This window comes from Polynucleobacter sphagniphilus (genome assembly GCF_029892205.1).
In the GTDB taxonomy this organism is placed as follows: domain Bacteria; phylum Pseudomonadota; class Gammaproteobacteria; order Burkholderiales; family Burkholderiaceae; genus Polynucleobacter; species Polynucleobacter sphagniphilus.
Map to the genome: position 1 here is coordinate 324,067 of NZ_JARXVX010000002.1, position 17,743 is coordinate 341,809.

Consider the following 17,743-nt stretch of genomic DNA (forward strand, 5'->3'; position numbering starts at 1 on the left):
GCCCTACAAGAGCCCTCGATCTTTTCCAGCACTATCGGTATCAATTCCAGGCAATATATAAGTGGTTAAGGCGCTTGAAAGCGCGCAGAAAATCCAAATAGCAAAAAATCCCAAGGTATAAATACCCTCATCAGAAATATTCGGATGATGACCAAAAAATACCAAATCGTCGGGCTGGACAAAGCTAAATAGAAATCCCTCTGCGAGACCAGAAACCAAAAAGGATGGCCAAAGAATCCAAAGGAGGATGCGGTATTTCACTTGCTAACCTGCTCAACTTTAAGACCCTGCTTGACGATCCCCTCATGCAAGGAAACATCTGCGTAAAGGTTATAAGCCAACCAAATAGTAATTGCGCAGCCAATCACAGCTATTGCTGGTCCACTAATTAATAGCCAAGGCCAAAGCTGTTTCCACCAGGGTTTATTGCTCTCTTGATATGACATGCTCACCTCTCCATCTTTCGCTGTAAGGCTTAACGGGGAATAATAAAACTAGATTTTTCATCACGCGTATGAATGATTAATTTTGCACCATCCTGCTCTTGCGCACTAACATCAAACTGAATTGGGTAAGTTCCCGGCGCATCTTGACCAATCTTTGCGCTTACTTTAACCGGCAATAGTTGGTTGCTTGCTGGCTCAACAATGATTTCTTTCACTTCATTGCCTTGCGAATTGAGAATCATCAGATCCTCCAGCCCCTTGGCTTGCATGCTCACCTTCAGTGGATGCTCAGATGCATTCATCATCTGAATTCGATAGACATTCTCAATGCGAGCACCATCCACCTCGCGTGCCAAAGCTCCGCGATCACGCATCACATCGACTCTCAAGGGATTACGGGTCACGAGAGAAAACATGAACGCCGACGTTAATATCACAATAAAGGCGGTATAAATCAATACACGTGGTCGCAAAATATGTCGAATTGCGCTTTGATTGGACTCCTTAAACTCAACTGCATTCTCGGTGGTGTAGCGAATTAAACCTTTTGGATAGTTGACTTTTTCCATCACCTGATTGCAGGCATCAATGCAAGCTCCGCATCCGATGCACATATATTGCAAGCCATCCCGAATATCAATGCCCGTGGGACATACCTGAACGCAGATGCTGCAATCAACACAATCACCCAAACCTAAGGCAGTATGATCTACGGACTTGCTGCGACTCCCACGCGGATCGCCGCGTACCTTATCGTATGTAACTAAAAACGTATCCTTATCAACCATCACACTCTGGAAGCGCGCATAGGGGCACATATATTTACAAACCTGCTCGCGCATAAAGCCTGCATTGCCCCAAGTTGCAAAAGCATAAAAACAAAGCCAGAAAGTCTGCCAAGGTCCAAGCGTCAGGTGCACAAGCGCCGCACCCAAACTATCGATTGGGGTGAAGTACCCTATAAAAGTAAACCCAGTCCAAAAAGCGATGAGAAGCCAGAGGAAATGCTTGGTGACCTTTAAACGCCACTTCCGGAAACTCCATGGCCATTCCTCCCCATCTAGGCGGATGCGGGCAAAACGATCGCCCTCAACCTGGCGCTCGATCCACATAAAAATTTCGGTATAGACCGTTTGCGGACATGCGTAACCACAAAACAGGCGTCCTGCGATTGCCGTAAATAGGAAGAGCGCAAGAGCTGAAAGAATCAACAGTAGAGTCAGGTAAATAATATCCTGTGGCCACAACACCAGGCCAAAGATATAAAACTTACGCTGCACCAAATCAAAGAGAATAGCTTGACGACCATTCCAACTTACCCAAGGTAATCCATAAAAGAGTAACTGGGTAGCAATGACTAGGATAAGACGCCAACGCGCAAAGAGGCCTGAAACAGAACGAGGGTAAATCTTTCGCCGGACCTCATAAAGAGATTCCTCTATTACATCAATTGGAATGGGCTTCCCCACCGGCGAATTTTCTAACATTTATTGCTTTGATTGAGAGGGCTTATTGTTAGAGAGACTCCATACATAAGCAGTTAAGAGTTGAATTTTTTCAGGACTTAATACTTTGTCTTGAGCGGGCATCACACCATTTCTGCCTTTGAGCAGTGTTTCGGTAATAGTATTCTCAGAGCTACCGTATAACCATGTTTTATCGGTTAAGTTAGGTGCGCCAATAACAATATTGCCCTTAGCATCTGCGCCATGGCAAGCAACGCAATATGTCTTAAACACTTCAGCACCCCTAGCTGCTTTTAAATCATCTACAGGCAGACCGGAGAGGCTACGAATGTAATTTGCAACATCTTTAATTTGTGCACTAGTGAGAACCGCTCCAAATGCAGGCATTGCTCCTCCGCGGCCATAAGTAATTGTTGCCTTAATGTTCTCTGGAGAACCGCCATAAAGCCAGTCACCATCGGCGAGGTTTGGAAAGCCTTTAGCTCCACCGGCATCAGAACCATGGCACTGGGCACATGAATTTAAGAATAAACGCTGACCCATTTCGAGGGCTTTTGGATCGGCAGCTACGTCAACAATATCCATATTGACGTACTTGGACATCACCGGCTTTAACTCCTCATTCGATGTTTCCATCGACTGCATCAAAGAGCCACGGGTGCTATAGCCCATGATTCCAGGAAAAGAGCCTAGACCTGGAAAGAGTACTAAATATACCAAGCCAAAAATACAGGAGAACAAGAACATCCACATCCACCAACGTGGCAATGGGTTATTTAACTCCCGTAAATCTCCATCCCATACGTGGCCGGTATCTGCCACTTCGCCATCCGGCGTATGAACGACCTTGACTTTGCGTTGAGAAAATAAGAGCCAAATACACCAAAAAATACCTAATAGAGCCACTAAGGCAATGTAAGTACTCCAGCCACTACTAAGAAAGTCACTCATGATTCGTCCTTACTAAATTCATCTGGAATATCGAATGGAAGTTCGGCAGACTCTTGATTGGCCGTCTGTCTTTTAGACGACCAAGCCCACCACACAATTCCTATAAAAAAAATCAAACCAATAACCGTGGAAGCGGCGGATAAATAGGGGGTTATGTCTTGCATGACTATTTAGTTGTTAAGTAGCTACTTAACAACCACCTCATCTATAGTGATGTAACGGCGATTAATTCCAAGTCCCTGAAGGTAGGCAATTAAAGCATCTAACTCTGTCTTGCCTTCCAGCTCCTTGGATGCATTGGCAATCTCATCATCGGTATAAGGAACACCCAATCGACGCATCGCCAGCATGTGTGACGAAATACTAGATGCATCAGCAGGACTCTTGGCCAACCAGGGGTAGCTTGGCATGATGGACTCGGGCACTACATCCCGCGGATTATTTAAATGAATTTGATGCCACTCATCGGAGTAGCGCCCTCCAACACGCGCCAAATCTGGACCGGTACGCTTACTACCCCACAAGAATGGATGATCAAATACAGATTCACCAGCCAAGGAGTAAGGCCCATAACGCTCAACCTCAGATCGCAGAGTACGAATTTGCTGCGAGTGGCAGTTCACGCAACCTTCCCGCTGATACACATCACGCCCAGCTAAACGCAGTGCAGTGTAAGGCACTACACCTGGGCTTGGCTCTGTAGTGGAGTGCTGGAAGAACAAAGGGATAATTTGCACTAAGCCAGCAAAAGAAACAGCAATGATTGTGCAAATGATTAACCAACCCACATTCTTTTCAATGGTTTCATGGGAAAAGAATTTATTTTCTTGAGACATTTTCTTCTCCTGATTAGTGTTGAATGGTTAATGGGATTGGAGGATTCACGAACTTTTTACCTTGAACGGTTTTAAATACGTTGTAAGCCATCAATAGCATGCCTGCGAAGTAGCAAAGCCCCCCAACTAAACGAATGACATAGAAGGGATAGGTCGCTTTGACAGACTCAACAAAGCTATAAGTCAAAGTTCCATCAGGCTCAAAAGCTCTCCACATCAAACCTTGCATGACACCTGCGATCCACATTGCAGCAATATATAAAACCACACCGATTGTTGCGATCCAGAAATGCAACTCAATCCAACGGGTGCTGTACATATCTTTTTGACCCACTAAGCGGGGAATTAAATAGTACAAAGAGCCAATTGTGATCATGCCAACCCAGCCCAGTGCACCAGAGTGCACGTGACCAATCGTCCAGTCTGTGTAGTGAGACAGACTATTGACGGTCTTAATCGACATCATTGAACCTTCAAACGTAGACATGCCGTAGAAGGACAAAGCCACTACTAAGAACTTTAAGATAGGGTCGCTACGTAATTTATACCAGGCACCCGACAAAGTCATGATGCCGTTGATCATGCCACCCCATGATGGTGCCAACAAAATCAAAGAGAAAACAGTACCAAGAGACTGGGTCCAGTCAGGCAATGAAGTGTGCTGCAGATGGTGAGGGCCTGCCCACATATATGTAAAGGTTAAGGCCCAAAAGTGGACAACTGATAAACGATAGGAGTAGATGGGGCGCTCAGCTTCCTTTGGAATGAAGTAATACATCATCCCCAAGAAGCTCGTAGTCAACATAAAACCAACTGCATTATGACCATACCACCACTCAACCATCGCATCTTGCACTCCCGAGTATGCGGAATAGGATTTCCAAAGACTTGCAGGCATCTCCAAATTATTAAAAATATGAAGAATGGCAATTACCAAGATATAAGCACCGAAGAACCAATTCGATACATAAATATGTTTTGTTTTGCGTTGAATAATCGTGCCAAAAAAAACAATTGCATATGCAACCCACACAACGGTAATCAATAAGTCGATAGGCCATTCAAGCTCGGCATATTCTTTGGAGGAGGTAATACCCAGCGGCAAAGTCACTGCTGCTAAAACGATGACTGCTTGCCAACCCCAAAAAGTAAAGGCAGCCAATTTATCGCAGAACAGTCGCGTTTGACAGGTTCGCTGAACAATATAGTAGGACGCGGCAAATAAGCCTGAGCCACCAAACGCAAAAATCACTGCATTGGTATGTAATGGGCGCAAACGTCCAAAACTAAGCCAAGGGATGTTAAAAGTAATTTCTGGCCAGATGAGTTGGGCTGCGATGATAAGCCCCACCAGCATGCCAACAATTCCCCAAAGTACGGTAACCATGGCAAATTGACTGACAACCTTGTAGTTAAAGGTATCTTGATTACTCCCCACGGTAATTCCCATGGTCTCTCCTTTTGTTGTGACCAAACAGCGACATAATCCAAATAGACTGGATTGATTATCAAAGCAAGGTCTTGGAGCCGGTTTGATCTATATCAAACAGGATGGGACTAATACAAATTTGATGGAAAACCCTAATCAATCTAAGCAAAGCCAAGGAGATTAGTCGGGTAATTGATCTGGGTTCTCTTTTACCTGCTTTAAATCAGGCGTATCGTCATCCATCAAAATAGCTTGGCCAGGTCCATTGACGTCGTCATACTGACCACTTTTTACTGACCAGCGTAGTAACCAGGCAGAAAAGGCCACTAAACCTAAAGACAAGGGAATGAGCAAATACAGACTTTCCATGTGAGTAGTCTAAGCCTTTCTTAAACGCCAGGCATTTAAAGTAACCGCTAAAGACGATAGTGACATGCCGATGCCAGCTACCCAAGGATTGACCCACCCCATCATGGCCGCCGGAATAGCCAATGCGTTATAAACAAATGCCCAGATTAAATTCTCTTTAATGATGAACTGCGTTTTATCAGCCAATAAAAGTGTTTTAGCCAAAGGACTCAAGGAACTGGCTGTCAAGATTGCGTCAGCACCTGCTGATGCAAGCGGTGCACCAGATCCAACAGCGATCGAAACATCCGCCTTAGCAAGCAAAGGAGCATCATTAACGCCATCGCCAATAGCCCAAACAAGGCGCCCTTCTGTTTGCAGCGCCTTGATGAAGTCATACTTATCCTCAGGACTACATCCACCACGGTAACTTGTAATGTTGAGCTTCTCAGCCCACCAAGCGACGGTGGCAAGGTCATCGCCCGATATTAAGTGAATAGTAATTTTTCTCGATTTTGCAGCATTCAATAAATCACTTAACCCTGCTCTCGGGGTATCCAAGAAAACAAAGCTGGCAATCAGGCCTCGCTCATCAACCAAGTGCACCTGCCCATATTGACCTGCAGCAGGATCTTGCATGACGCCAGTCCATGCTGCGCTACCCAAGCGATAAGCCCCACACCTTAAACCCTTACCCAATTGATTGGTGATTTCATCTCTGAGAATTGGTAGATTCAGTCGACGTAGCTGGGTGGCGCGCAATAAAGATAGAGCCAAAGGATGGCGTTGACCCACTTCCATCGCACTGGCAAGCGCGAGCGCATCTTGCTCGGTATAGTCATTGCGCAGATTCATAATTTGCGTAAGTTCTGGCTCACCCATCGTCAATGTTCCCGTCTTGTCCAACACCAGGTCAGTTGTCTTCACCAAGCCTTCCAAGACATGCCCCCTCACAATCAGCAAGCCCAAGCGGGTAACTGCGCCTTGGGCTGCAGCCATGGCGGTAGGAACGGCCAAGGACAAGGCACATGGGCAACTCGCTACTAATACCGCTACCAATACAGTCCATGCACGACTTGGATCTATATATAGCCAAATTAAGGAGGAGAGCACTGCACTGAATAACAAAAAACACACAAAATAAGCAGCCCACTTTTCAGCAAGGCTAACCATTAAAGGCTTTGCAATCAATGCCTGATCAAGAAGTGAGGCAATTCCTGCAATTCGAGTAGATTGCCCCACCGCATCAATTCTCATAAAGATTGGATTGAGGATGTTGTGGGTGCCAGCATACAAACAATCCCCCACTTTTTTATCAATCGGCTTAGATTCACCAGTTAATAATGATTCATCTACAGCACTTTCTGATTCCAACAAAATTCCATCCGCTGGAATAATCTCACCAGGAGAAACACGTAGTACCTCTCCAGGATGGCAGTTGACAACCGGAACGACTTCAATCGTTTTTAAGTCAGGATATGCCAAAGTCCGCTCGCAAGTAGCGGGCAACTGTTTTGCTAAGGCCTCTGCCCCGCCTTGGGCATCTTGCCGAGCCAACAACTCCACATAACGCGCTGCCAAGATAAATGCTACAAACATAGTGATTGAATCAAAGTAACTTTGACCCAAACCCGTCAAGAGGTTAATTGTTCCAGCCAAAAATGCGAGAGCCAAGGCTAAAGCGATTGGCACATCCATACCCAACATGTGTGTTCGCGCAAATGAATGAACACTGCGCCATGCCGATTGGAATATAGGGCCAGCTGAATACACCATCACTGGCACAGTTAAAACCCAGCTTGTCCAACCTAATAGCAGATCGTATTCGGCTGGAATACGCTCCTGACTAACATAAGTTGGCCAGGCATACATCATGACCTGCATCATGCCCAATAGCGCTACCCCGACTCTAGTGAGGAGTTGACGCTTTTCCTTTTTAGCCTTTTCTTGCGAGAGAGAAGGTTCGAATGGCCATGCCTCGTATCCAATACGCTCTATCTCAAATAACAAGCGCGCCAAACTTGTTTTGTCTGACTCATAAATCACTTTTGCTTTTTGGGTAACGTAATTAATTTGCACATCACGCACCCCCAATATCCTACGTAAATGCTGCTCACATAACCAGACACAAGCAGCACAGCGAATTTTTTCTAAGCGCAGTGTCGTCTCAAGCAATCCTAACTCACCACTTGGACGGGTATAACGCCCCCGTAAAGAGAGATCGTCATATGCCAATAAGCTTGCAGGAATTTCGTTACGAGCTAAATACTCAGCCGGCTTCTCACTACTTTGTGCGCGCCTGGCATAAAACACTTCTAGACCTTCCCCATGAATTGTTTGCGCAATTGCCATGCAGCCAGCACAACAGAAAATCCTAGAAATACCTCCGAATTGCGCCTTATATTCATCCTGCGGTAAAACCAATCCACCGCAGTGATAACAAGAGCTGGGCGCAAAAGAATCTTTCATGAATTCGTTTTCAACCTACCTGACCAACCATGACGACGTTCATAGAGAACAAATAAAACACCCCAAATCACAACCGAAAAATAAGCCCATACCCAAGAGATTTGTGAATGTTTTGAGGCGGACAGATCCAATACAAAACCAAATAGTGCAGGCCCCAGCATACCGCCACCAAATCCCATCAGGGAGTGCAGGCCCATTGCAGCGCCTTTGATATTTTCCTGAGCGCTAATCACCAGGCCAGCAGTCAGTGTTGCAGAATCAGCCATGATGAAAACAGTATGCGCTATTGCAAGCACCACAATCACCCACCAAGATTGGCCGGTGGATAAGGCGAGAACGATACCCATCACTGCGCTGCCAAGCATCACTAGGCAGATCCATTTTTGCCGACCCATACGTAAGGCCATTTCATTTCCAAGAATAGAGGAAGGAACGCCAAAGAAATTGACTAAACCAGCCAAGGTGGTAGCAGCAAAAATAAAACCATCACCGGATACAGTAGCGCAAAATCCAAAAAAGGCTACGATCCAACTGCGAGATGCAAAGAGTTCAATACAGTGGGCGGTATACCCAAATATAAAACCAGCTGCATTTTTATCTTTTAACACCTCCCGCCATTTAGCAATCGGGAAAATATCGCGCAAACGAATATGTATGGGGCCATTCCATTTTTCATGGGTAAGGGCAGGTATAAAGCAAAGAACGATCAAAAAAGCACTTAGAGGGCCCAGAGCAATCAAGCCAAAGACATAACGCCAACCCAGTCCATGCAAGATCCAGCCGGATGCTAAATAAGAGATACCTGTACCAATACCAAAAAACGCAGTGTAAAAGGCAATATGGCGCGTTAGTTCACCAGCCTGAATACGATCGGATAATATTTTCAATCCCGGCATATAGGTGCCCGCTAGACCAGCCCCATTTAACACCATAAAACAGAGCCCTGTTTTAAAGCCACTTGCAAATAAACCCATTCCAAGCAAGCCAGCACTAGCTGATAGCGCGCCAAGCAGATAGACCTTGCGTGCATCAATCCGATCAGTTAGTGCGGTAGCCAATGGAACAATCAGCATATAACCAAAAAAGAAGGCGCTTGCTATTAAACCTGACTGCAAATTACTTAATTGCCATTCCACTTGCAAGGGCATGAGAACTACTGCATAACACCCAAAACCAAGCAAGCCACAGGTTTGTGCCAGGAGCATAAAAGGGGTATACCCAATAGAGCGAAAACGCATCGTATTTATTGCTGGCTACTCTTGGGTGAATCTTGAAAACCGTTGGATCTAAAAGTAAGCACCAAGGTGTCTCGGTGTCCATAATCCCCAATTGGCTGAATTGGCGTGGACTCATGAATCATGCGTTCGTCATTCATTAACAATAAAGACCAAGGTTCAGTTAAGGTAAAACGTAAGCCAGCTGATCCAGCAGATTCAAAGATACGAGTTTCGCCACCCTTAATATTGACTCGATCAAGCAAAAATACTGCTACAAAATCAACGCCATCGCGATGAGCCCCCTCTGGAGTTGGCCTACCGATTCCATCGGTTGTATCTATCCGAAATTGATGGGCCTCGATAAACCACGTATTTACTGGCTTAAGACTGCTCAAGAGATGAGCCATTCCCAATAATAGAGATTGCCAGGCCGAATTATTTTCGACATCAGGCGAGATGGGATCGAACCACCGCTCTATCCCACCATGCAGGGCATTATAAGAAACAGACTGCCAATGGGCTCGATGTGGCACCCTCTGTAAAACGCCACTCTTAACCTCATAACTTCCATGGCGACGATAACGGTAACGCCCACCATCTCGTAAATAAGGGTCACGGGGCATACCTTCCCAGGTAACTGCAAGACTTTGGAGATCGGCTAGAGAGGTATGTGTTATTTGCGCGACACTATCAGCGCCGATGATTACATAGCCCTGGCTTTTTAAGGAGGGAATGATCTCGCCAACTGGAGTCAAGAGAGGCGCTAAGTTTGCGATAGTCATGGGCTTATTTTAGGGCAATCAGTAAGGGCTTCAATAAGCGCCTATTCATCGTTTTTAAACATAGCAGGCGTTTGATTCGCTGCGCTATATAAATTGAGTCTGACACGGACATTGGCAACATGCCCCTTTAAGTCATAGAGCTCTTTGGCATCTAAGGCAGATACCTTGATATTGTCAACACGACGCTCAATGTCAGCAATTTTTTGATAGTTCTCAATTTCGATATTCAGATTGCTAGCATTTTTTTCAACCGCCTTAAGCTCTTCGTACACTCTAGAAAGCTTTAGACGTAAAGCAAAATTTTTGATTGCAGGCACATAGGTAAATACGGGGATCAAAATAACCAAAAGAGGAATAACAATTTTGACAAAACGCCCCACCCAAACTGCAGTCCAGAATGGCAAATGACGATGCAAGAATGAGGGACCATCATTGAGGTAAATTTCTGCATCAGCCTGTAATGGAAAATCCAAGTTTTCACCGGAAGGGAATTGATGTGCTTTTTGTAAATGCGAATATGTTTTGAGAATATCGTAGGTATTGCTTAACAAAAGCGTGACCAAAGCCGGACTCATATCATCATGCCCCACTAAAGTAGCCGTAGGAGCAAGCACTGTGATATCTCGACTTGGAAGATCATGCTCAATACTTAATAAGCCGCGAGGCACATTGACTCGGGCTAAATAAGGCAAGCGCCTTGAATAAGCCTCAGCCTGATCAAAGCTCATCAGACGAATGCCTGGGACTTTGTAAAACTCTTGCAGCAAGGGCGCCTCGGCAGCGCTAACCAACATCACCACATCGAGCTCCCCCCTCTTGAATTGCTCTAGGGCTTTTTCAGGGTTTAGCATCTCCGCATGAAAATCACTTTTTTCAAGCCCACCCTCATGAAGCAATGCATTACTCAATACCAGAGTACCACTCCCGATATTACCTATAGAAACACGCTTTCCTTTTAGCTGACTTAAGACACTTAATTCGCCTTTTTCCTGAGCGAAAGACGATGGCCTATACCAAACCCACATAGGCTCATAAAACATGCCTGCAATAGAAACTAAATGCGGGTAGTGGGCTACGTCTGCTACCCCACCCTGAATTAATGCAAAATCAACTTTTGACTTTGGGTCACTTAAAAGTTTCAAATTATCTAAGGTGCCGCCTGTCGAGCGCACTTTGAGCTCGACACTTTCCTTGGCTAATTCTTGCTTCAGCCGTTCACCAAAGTGGTAGTACAGCCCAGTTGGAAAGCCCGTAGCAATTTCAATCTTCTTGGGTGGTGGTGGAATCATGATCCACAAAGCACTAAACAATAAGCCAATCAATACCAAGATCGCCACTCCAATGGCAATAGGATTACGTCGATAGCGTCGAATCATGTTCATAAGGTCTCTTTTTCTTTTAATTATGCCCGCTTCATCAGATCAGATCTCGATTCAAAAGGAGTCACAAAATCAAGATAAGATAATGCTTTTTAGGCTCTTCTGGCGATATCAATGACTACAGCACAAAATAGAGTTGCCCTCATCACAGGCGCAGGCACCGGAATTGGTAAGGCTGCAGCCAAAGCACTGCTTCAAGGAGGGTATCAAGTGGTTCTTACTGGTCGCACTCTAGACAAGCTCGAAAAGGCCATTACAGATATCGGCGGTAACAGCGAAAACTGCTTAGCAGTCGGCTGTGATGTTGGCAAGCCTGGGGATGTAAAACATCTTTTTGAATCCCTAAAAGTGAAGTTTGGGCGCATTGATGTACTTTTTAATAACGCTGGCATGGGCGCCCCAGCCATTCCCATGGAAGATTTAAGCTACGAGCAATGGACTAGCGTAGTTAATGCCAATCTGACGGGAGCCTTTTTATGCTCCCAAGCAGCAATTCGCATGATGAAAGACCAAACACCCCAAGGTGGCCGCATCATCAATAATGGATCGATTTCAGCTTCAGCACCACGCCCTTTCTCGGCTCCTTATACTGCAACCAAACATGCTATCAGCGGTTTAACGAAATCCATTGCCTTAGACGGGCGACCTTTCAATATTGCCTGCGGGCAAATTGATATTGGTAATGCCGCCACTGAAATGACTGAGCGTATGGCAGCTGGTATTTTGCAGGCAGATCACTCCATCAAGGTAGAGCCTCGCATGGATGTCAATCATGTAGGGGAAGCAGTCTTGCACATGGCTCAGCTACCCCTAGAAAGCAATATTCTTTCAATGACAATTATGGCAACTAATATGCCTTTTGTTGGGAGAGGGTAGCAGTTGCGCTTAGGGAATTTCTAAAAAAGAAATCTCTACGGTCGAATCTGGTCTACCAATACTTTTAGATTCTTTGCCCCTACTTTAACAGTCTGCGTCGTCGAATAAAGATCTCCTGGCTCTGGCATTGCCTGCCCAGTCTTGGAGATCCTGACCTCAAGCGTGACCTCTTTTAAATTGGAAATCAAAGCGCTAGGAGTCATCGCCAAAGAATCATTTAAAACAAATTGCAAGGGCAGCTCTGAAGCGTGCGCCTGCATAATAGCAACAGGCATTCTGACGCCAGGTGCCTTTGCAATTACCATGACAACATAATCAGGCTTCACTTTTGATTTCAGATCAGCCTTTAACTCCACGATTCCACTCACACTTTGACTGCTTGATGAAGCCTGCTTGGCAGCACCCGGTAAATGTCCTTTATCGCGAGCCTCGGCAATCGAGCTCTCAATAATTTTTGCATCCTCAGAATTCGGTGGGAACCTCTGAACTAGATGCTCCCAAAATTGAACTGCCCCACGAAAATCATTCTTACTAAAAGCCGCCGCGCCTGCCAGCCACAGCGCCATCATATTATTGGGATCAAGTTTGAGGGCTTTATTAATCAAAGCTTGCGGCTTGCCAGTAAAATTTCCATTCGCATTATTGGCAGCCACATCAGCATAGTCGGCTAATAATTGCGGATCATTATCAATGTAAGCGCCTGCACGTTCAAACGCTTTTTCAGAATCCCCAATACGTCCCAATGCTTTATAAGAGCGAGCCAAAATGACCCAGCCTTTTAGATCGCCGGGGTTTTGCTCCATCTTCACAGAGAGTGCTGACACCATTTTTTCAACATCTTGTTGACTCATTTGTGGCCGATTGGATACTTGGGCTATTTGCTGTGCACTCCCAAGCCACCAATACATTAAGACTGCAAATAAAGGAATAAATAAACCAATTGCAATCATGGTCTTTTTAGGCGAGTGTAAGACCAACACTTTCTCTACCTCGACAGTATCCTGATGCAGGCGCTGACGAATCTCAGCAAGCGCCAGGCTGTATGTATCTTGATCGATCAGCCCCTCTTTTTGATCCGCCTCTAATTTTGAAAGCTCATCACGATATATAGCAGCATTTAATTGCTGCCGAGTAGCGCGTGAACTTTTTAATTTCCATAAATAGGGATGAAATAACCACAATAAAACTAAGGAGGTTAGTGCTGCAGCGGCAATATAAAAAGGAATCATTTTTCTTCCCGCAATAGTTCATCAATGCGTTGGTTATCAACATCAGAAAGCGATATTTTAGGGGCCGCAGTCTTTCTGCGACGTACGTATAACAAAAGGGCAATCAAACCACCAAGCAACAATACAAAAGGCCCGACCCAGAGCACCCAAGTGAGCGGTTTGACTGGTGGGCGGTAGAGCACAAAGTCACCATAGCGCTCAACCATAAATTCCCTGATCTGCTGATCCGATTTACCCTGTTGTATTTGCTCACGAATTTCCCTGCGCAAATCTTGCGCCAAATCAGAGCGTGATCCGGCAAGCGATTCATTCTGACATACCAAACAACGCATTTCTTCTGAAATAGCAATCAGACGCTGCTCGACTATCGGATCTTGCGCCAGAGGAGCTGCTTCATTCGCTAGAGATGCGCTGGCTACACTGCAGATGAAGATCGAAATTAGTAATTGTTTGATCATTACTTATTCGCTTTTCAATTTAGCGATGGTTGGATAAATCAACTTCTCCAATATCTCGGGAGTAATTGGTCCAATTTGTTTGAAGCGAATCACCCCTGCCTTGTCGATGATGTAGGTTTCAGGCACACCATAAACCCCATAATTAATGCCAACACGACCATCTGCATCAAAGGCTGAAAGTAGATATGGATTGCCTCGCTCCGCTAACATTGCAATTGCATCAGGGCGCTTATCCTTGTAATCCAAGCCAATTAATGGCGCCACATTAGCTTTTCCAAGCTCTATCAACATCGGATGCTCTTCTCTACAAGCAATGCACCAAGAGGCCCATACATTCAAGATCCATACCTGACCCTTCATTTGCTCTGGAGAGAAAGATACAGTGGGCTTAGCCAGCTGAGGAACATTAAAAGCAGGGGCTGGCTTATTAATTAATGGGGATGGGACCTCATGCGGATCCCTATTTAATCCAACCAGTAAGAACCCTATTAAAACCACAAATAGGATCAAGGGAATAATGAACTTTGCCTTCATGCCTGATCGATTATTTTTAAATTAATTCTTGATACGCAAGCGATAACGCTTATCCATTACCGCAAACAATCCACCTAGGGCCATTAATAAACAACCGCCCCAGATCCAGTCAACAAATGGTTTGTAGTACACCCGGACAGCCCAAGCATGATTATCTAAGGGCTCACCCAAGGAAACGTAAATATCCCTCGTGAACCCAGCATCAATCGCCGCCTCAGTCATCGGCATTGCCGAAGAGTCATAGTTCCGTTTTTCAGGGGATAAAATTCGCTCTACATTGCCATGACGGCTTACCTCAAAGTTGCCGCGAGTTGCTTGGTAGTTTGGTCCTTGGGCTGGCCCCACATCGATCAAACGAATCTGATAACCACCAACCATCACAGTATCATTCGGCGCCATACGCACATCTTTTTCCTCTTGATATGCACCGACCATCGTGACGCCAATCACAAATACAGCAATACCAATGTGACCCAACTGCATACCAATAAAGGAACCGGTAGGTTTACCAACCCTGACTTGACGAACAATCTGCAACACACCGGAAGCAATAATCCAAAAAGACAGCAAGAAACCCAAACCAGTCAACAGGGTGAATTCGCCCATCATGCGGGGAATCAAGATCGCCGCAACAAACGCTACGACCGCTGCGCCCCACAAACGTTTTACAAGCTGATTTAAGCTGGTACTCTTCCAATTCGCCCATGGACCAACTGCCAATAGGAATAACACCGGAATCATGATGGGTACAAACACCGCATTAAAGTATGGAGGGCCAACCGAAATCTTGCCTAAATTTAATGAATCAATTAGCAAGGGGTAAAGCGTTCCGAGCAACACTGAACCGGAAGCAACGACCAAGAAGACATTGCCTAACAAAATAAAGGTCTCGCGAGACATTAATGCAAATGCACCACCAAGAGTGCTCTTTGGTGCGCGCAGCGCGTAGAGCAGCAAAGAAGAGCCCACTACCAGAGTAAGCAAAATCAAAATAAAGATGCCACGACGAGGGTCCGTAGCAAAGGCATGAACTGAGGTCAATACTCCTGAGCGCACCAAGAAAGTTCCCAGTAATGACATTGAGAACGCGATGATGGCCAATAACACAGTCCAATTTTTAAAGCCGCCGCGCTTTTCAGTGACCGCTAAAGAATGGAGTAAGGCGGTGCCAATTAACCAAGGCATAAAAGAGGCATTCTCCACTGGATCCCAGAACCACCAACCGCCCCAACCCAATTCGTAATACGCCCACCAAGAACCTAAAGCAATTCCAAGGGTTAGGAAGATCCACGCTGTAGTGGTCCAAGGGCGCGACCAACGCGCCCATGCTGCATCTAATTTTCCAGAGAGCAAAGAGGCAATTGCAAAGGCAAAGGCTACAGAAAAACCAACATAGCCCATATACAGCATGGGTGGGTGAAATACCAAACCAGGGTCTTGCAAAAGTGGATTTAAAGAACGTCCATCTTGTGCTGCTGGTAATAAACGCTCAAAGGGGTTTGAAGTAGCTAATACAAACAATAGCAAACCCGATGCAATCAGGCCCAATACACTCAGTACGCGCGCGATCATGAACTCATCTAAGGTTTTTGATAGTTGTGCAACCGCAAAAGCCCAGCCAGTCAGCAAGAAAATCCACAGCAGAAGCGAACCTTCGTGACCGCCCCAGACCGCACCAATTCGATAAACGGTAGGTAACAAAGCATTGGAATGCTCGGCCACATAAAGCACTGAGAAGTCATTGACATAAAAAGACCAAGTCAACACTCCAAATGCAATCGCCAATAAAGCAAATGAAATCTGAGTGGCTGGCCTTGCGAGCATGAGCCACTCTTGACGTCCTTGCTGTGCGCCAACCAAAGGAATAATTCCCTGAATGAGAGAAACCCCGAGCGCAAGAATTAAGGCGAAATGACCAATCTCAGGAATGGTGAGTTGCCACATTATTTAGCTCCATTCTTCTGGGCTTGCTCTAAGGCATGTTTTGCCTCTGGAGGCATGTAATTCTCATCATGTTTAGCCAGCACTTCAGTTGCCACAAACTGACCATCCGCATCAAGCTTACCCTGAACAACCGCTCCCTTACCTTCTTTAAATAAATCAGGCAGGATGCCTTTATAAGAAACAGGGATTTCTTTCACCAGGTCAGTAATCACAAAGTGCACTACCAATTCATCACGCCTTAATGAGCCTGCTTTTACCAGACCACCAATCCGAAAGGCTTGACCTTGCGGCGCCTTGCCAGCAGCCACCTCACTAGGAGTGACATACAAGGCGATATTACTGTTGAGGGCATTTAATATCAGAACGGCGGCAATTGCCAATGCGCCTAAGGCACCTAAAATTAATAGCGCCCGCTTATGTCGTGGCTTCACTTCATTCCTTCTTGATCAAATTTCTCAGCACGAATTTCATATTGCAATCGCTTCACAATTGCTTGGTGACGCATGCTAATGCCAACTAACTCAGCAATTAATACGAGCGCGCACATACCAAAACTACTCCAGACATACAGGGCGTAACCACCCATGGCAAAAAAATCGCCAACTGAATCCCAAATCATGATTGGAGCACCTTTAAATTCTTCACCCAGTCTGAATGTGATTCACGCTCCAAAATAATGACGCGCACTCGCATGAGGGCGATCGCAATCGAATACATCCAAAAACAGAGTGCCATTAAGAGCATTCCCCACAACATCGTATGCGCCATCGCTGGAGCCTTAGTCATTGAAACAGATGACCCCTGATGCAAAGTGTTCCACCACTTTACTGAAAAATAAATAATAGGCACATTGACAATACCTACTAAGGCCAAAATTGCGCCCGCTTTATCTGCACGCCTTGCATCATCAATTGATGCCTGCAAAGCCATGAATCCCAAAAAAAGAAACAATAAGATTAATTCCGAGGTAAGACGGGCGTCCCACACCCACCATGCGCCCCACATCGGCTTACCCCAAAAAGCACCCGTCCAAAGGGAGAGAAAAGCCATCAAGGCGCCCGTGGGTGCCAGTGCCTGAGCCATCATTGCCGACAGTCTTGTATTAAAAATTAAGCCGATCGCAGCCCAGGCGGCCATCACCATATAAATGAACATCGACATCCAGGAGGCTGGTACATGTACAAAAATAATTCGATAACCCTGGCCTTGAACAGCATCAGCTGGAGCTACAAAAAAACTAATCCACAAGCCAGCCACTCCTAAAAGTGTAGCTAAGACCCAAAATAATGGAATGAGCTTCCCCGCCAAGGGGTAGAACGTAGCTGGACTAGAAAATGAAAACCAATTCATCAAGCGATTGCGAGGGGATGAATACATAA

General features: G+C 45.6%; 20 protein-coding genes. 1 reads left to right on the forward strand and 19 read right to left on the reverse strand.

Going from position 1 to position 17,743, the window contains the following annotated elements:
- Positions 1-3: 3 nt before the first annotated feature.
- The 12 genes from M2125_RS05945 to M2125_RS06000 form a co-directional block, all read right to left on the reverse strand.
- Complete coding sequence (locus tag M2125_RS05945; protein WP_076023494.1) at positions 4-261, reverse strand: hypothetical protein; 258 nt, start codon at positions 259-261, stop codon at positions 4-6.
- Positions 258-446, reverse strand: coding sequence for a FixH family protein (locus tag M2125_RS05950; RefSeq protein ID WP_076023493.1), 189 nt, complete (start codon positions 444-446; stop codon positions 258-260). Before M2125_RS05950 ends, M2125_RS05945 begins: the two co-directional genes overlap by 4 nt.
- Before the next feature lie 29 nt (positions 447-475).
- Entirely contained in the window at positions 476-1,933 is a 1,458-nt protein-coding gene (ccoG, locus tag M2125_RS05955) for a cytochrome c oxidase accessory protein CcoG (RefSeq protein WP_076023492.1), read from the reverse strand.
- Positions 1,934-2,863, reverse strand: a complete 930-nt coding sequence (gene ccoP, locus M2125_RS05960; protein WP_076023491.1) for a cytochrome-c oxidase, cbb3-type subunit III — start codon at positions 2,861-2,863, stop codon at positions 1,934-1,936.
- Complete coding sequence (locus M2125_RS05965; protein ID WP_076023490.1) at positions 2,860-3,027, reverse strand: cbb3-type cytochrome oxidase subunit 3; 168 nt, start codon at positions 3,025-3,027, stop codon at positions 2,860-2,862. Before M2125_RS05965 ends, ccoP begins: the two co-directional genes overlap by 4 nt.
- Positions 3,028-3,048: 21 nt before the next feature.
- Positions 3,049-3,699 (reverse strand): cytochrome-c oxidase, cbb3-type subunit II, encoded by a 651-nt coding sequence (gene ccoO / locus M2125_RS05970; protein WP_076023489.1) that lies wholly within the window; start codon positions 3,697-3,699, stop codon positions 3,049-3,051.
- 13 nt (positions 3,700-3,712) lie between these two features.
- The gene (gene ccoN, locus M2125_RS05975) at positions 3,713-5,149 is read right to left on the reverse strand and encodes a cytochrome-c oxidase, cbb3-type subunit I (RefSeq protein ID WP_076023488.1); all 1,437 of its coding nucleotides are present in this window, start codon (positions 5,147-5,149) and stop codon (positions 3,713-3,715) included.
- A gap of 159 nt (positions 5,150-5,308) precedes the next feature.
- Positions 5,309-5,497: a cbb3-type cytochrome oxidase assembly protein CcoS gene (ccoS, locus tag M2125_RS05980; RefSeq protein ID WP_076023487.1), complete on the reverse strand. Its 189-nt coding sequence runs from the start codon at positions 5,495-5,497 to the stop codon at positions 5,309-5,311.
- 9 nt (positions 5,498-5,506) lie between these two features.
- Positions 5,507-7,945, reverse strand: a complete 2,439-nt coding sequence (locus tag M2125_RS05985; RefSeq protein ID WP_076023486.1) for a heavy metal translocating P-type ATPase — start codon at positions 7,943-7,945, stop codon at positions 5,507-5,509.
- Entirely contained in the window at positions 7,942-9,183 is a 1,242-nt protein-coding gene (locus M2125_RS05990; protein WP_076023485.1) for an MFS transporter, read from the reverse strand. Before M2125_RS05990 ends, M2125_RS05985 begins: the two co-directional genes overlap by 4 nt.
- A gap of 5 nt (positions 9,184-9,188) precedes the next feature.
- Positions 9,189-9,944 carry a 2OG-Fe dioxygenase family protein gene (locus M2125_RS05995; RefSeq protein WP_076023484.1) on the reverse strand — a complete coding sequence of 252 codons (756 nt, stop codon included), beginning with the start codon at positions 9,942-9,944 and terminating at the stop codon, positions 9,189-9,191.
- A gap of 41 nt (positions 9,945-9,985) precedes the next feature.
- Positions 9,986-11,326 carry a TAXI family TRAP transporter solute-binding subunit gene (locus tag M2125_RS06000; protein ID WP_280742697.1) on the reverse strand — a complete coding sequence of 447 codons (1,341 nt, stop codon included), beginning with the start codon at positions 11,324-11,326 and terminating at the stop codon, positions 9,986-9,988.
- 111 nt (positions 11,327-11,437) lie between these two features.
- Between M2125_RS06000 and M2125_RS06005 the strand changes: the two genes are divergently transcribed.
- Positions 11,438-12,199: an SDR family oxidoreductase gene (locus M2125_RS06005; RefSeq protein WP_076023482.1), complete on the forward strand. Its 762-nt coding sequence runs from the start codon at positions 11,438-11,440 to the stop codon at positions 12,197-12,199.
- 35 nt (positions 12,200-12,234) lie between these two features.
- On the opposite strand, the gene ccmI is transcribed toward M2125_RS06005, so the two are convergent.
- Genes ccmI through ccmC form a run of 7 tightly spaced genes read right to left on the reverse strand, consistent with a single transcriptional unit; the run spans position 12,235 to position 17,741 of the window.
- A complete protein-coding gene (gene ccmI / locus M2125_RS06010) occupies positions 12,235-13,428 on the reverse strand; it encodes a c-type cytochrome biogenesis protein CcmI (RefSeq protein ID WP_280742698.1) in 1,194 nt (397 codons plus the stop codon).
- Positions 13,425-13,886 carry a cytochrome c-type biogenesis protein gene (locus tag M2125_RS06015; protein WP_076023480.1) on the reverse strand — a complete coding sequence of 154 codons (462 nt, stop codon included), beginning with the start codon at positions 13,884-13,886 and terminating at the stop codon, positions 13,425-13,427. Before M2125_RS06015 ends, ccmI begins: the two co-directional genes overlap by 4 nt.
- Positions 13,887-13,889: 3 nt before the next feature.
- A complete protein-coding gene (locus M2125_RS06020) occupies positions 13,890-14,420 on the reverse strand; it encodes a DsbE family thiol:disulfide interchange protein (protein WP_076023479.1) in 531 nt (176 codons plus the stop codon).
- A 21-nt stretch (positions 14,421-14,441) separates the two neighbouring features.
- On the reverse strand, positions 14,442-16,364 hold the full coding sequence (locus M2125_RS06025; protein ID WP_280742699.1) for a heme lyase CcmF/NrfE family subunit: 1,923 nt from the start codon (positions 16,362-16,364) through the stop codon (positions 14,442-14,444).
- The gene (gene ccmE, locus M2125_RS06030) at positions 16,364-16,795 is read right to left on the reverse strand and encodes a cytochrome c maturation protein CcmE (protein WP_076023477.1); all 432 of its coding nucleotides are present in this window, start codon (positions 16,793-16,795) and stop codon (positions 16,364-16,366) included. Before ccmE ends, M2125_RS06025 begins: the two co-directional genes overlap by 1 nt.
- A complete protein-coding gene (ccmD, locus tag M2125_RS06035; RefSeq protein ID WP_076023476.1) occupies positions 16,792-16,983 on the reverse strand; it encodes a heme exporter protein CcmD in 192 nt (63 codons plus the stop codon). Before ccmD ends, ccmE begins: the two co-directional genes overlap by 4 nt.
- On the reverse strand, positions 16,980-17,741 hold the full coding sequence (gene ccmC / locus M2125_RS06040; RefSeq protein WP_280742700.1) for a heme ABC transporter permease CcmC: 762 nt from the start codon (positions 17,739-17,741) through the stop codon (positions 16,980-16,982). The genes ccmD and ccmC overlap by 4 nt, the downstream gene beginning before the upstream one ends.
- Positions 17,742-17,743: the final 2 nt, after the last annotated feature.